Source organism: Geobacillus proteiniphilus (genome assembly GCF_001908025.1).
GTDB lineage: Bacteria > Bacillota > Bacilli > Bacillales > Anoxybacillaceae > Geobacillus > Geobacillus proteiniphilus.
In genome coordinates this window covers 1-1,115 of record NZ_MQMG01000124.1, presented here as the reverse complement: position 1 = coordinate 1,115, position 1,115 = coordinate 1, and the positions used below count along the sequence as shown (strand labels likewise).

The window sequence follows — 1,115 nt, the reverse complement described above, 5'->3', positions numbered from 1 at the left end:
CCCTCATCCATTTCTGGTTCGGACAACGCCCAAGTTCAGGGGTGTGCCATCACCCCGTCCCATCGGGTTAAGATGTACCCCAATGGGCGGCGCACCTGTGACCAGTGCGCTAGGTTAGGCGGCGAAGCCCGAAATCGCTTTGGCGATGTTGATGGCGCCATTTAAGTCGGCGTGGAGGGTGTATCCGCATTTTTTACACTGAAAGTGGATGCCATTGCGATTTCCCTTTTCCCGATGTCCACATTTACACGTTTGGCTCGTGTAGGTCGGCTTCACCCACTCGACCCGAATGCCCGCCATTTCGGCTTTATAGGCAATCATCATTTGCAGTTGATGAAACGCCCAAGAGTGAAGGCTTCGTCCCGCTTCTTTGGCCGATGTTGCCCGCTTGCGAATCCCCGTCAACTCTTCCATTCGAATCACGCCAACACCGTTGGCGAGGGCAAAACGAACGATTTGACGGCTGATTTTGTGGTTCCTATCCTTCATCCAGCGGGACTCTTTACGGCCGATTTTGCGAATCATATGGAGCTTCTTGGCTTTGCCCAACGTTCGCCGCAAAGCCGCATATCGTCGGCGCACAAAAGCGCATTGGCTGCCCTTGAAAAACAACGATTTCGTTCCCACGCTGGCAACGGCGATATAGCGAAGCCCAAGGTCAACCCCCATCACCTTTGTTTCGTGTCGCGGCTCCACTTCAAAGGTGATCGCGATAGCCAAGTACCATTTCTTTCTCTTTTTGTAGAGCTTGGCTGCCCCTTGTTTGGCGGTTCCATGAAGCAGCCGATTCAGCCATGCTTCTTGACAGGGGCGCGTGACGACAGGCACGCCAATTCGCTTCTCCAGCGTGGGGAATGAAACCGTGTAGAACTCTCCTTTCTTTTCCACCTTTACGTTTTGATTGTTAAAGCAACACCATAATGTTCGAAACTTCCTTGTTTTCTGATTTTTCTTTCGGGACTTCACTTCTCGAATCGTCTGATTCACGACGGCGGAAGGAAACCGCTGCGACGAAAACTCTTTAAAAATTTTGCTCGTCGCTTGATTCAGCTCGGGATGATTCAACAGCCAATTCGCAAACGCTGTATTCACTTCTGTCATCCGTTCGTACATGT

The 1,115-nt window shown here is 51.4% G+C and carries 1 protein-coding gene; it reads right to left on the bottom strand.

The genetic code is table 11. The annotated features are described in order from the left end of the window. Positions 1 to 114: 114 nt before the first annotated feature. Positions 115 to 1,113, bottom strand: coding sequence for an RNA-guided endonuclease TnpB family protein (locus tag BRO54_RS18810; RefSeq protein WP_074044857.1), 999 nt, complete (start codon positions 1,111 to 1,113; stop codon positions 115 to 117). Positions 1,114 to 1,115 lie beyond the last annotated feature (2 nt).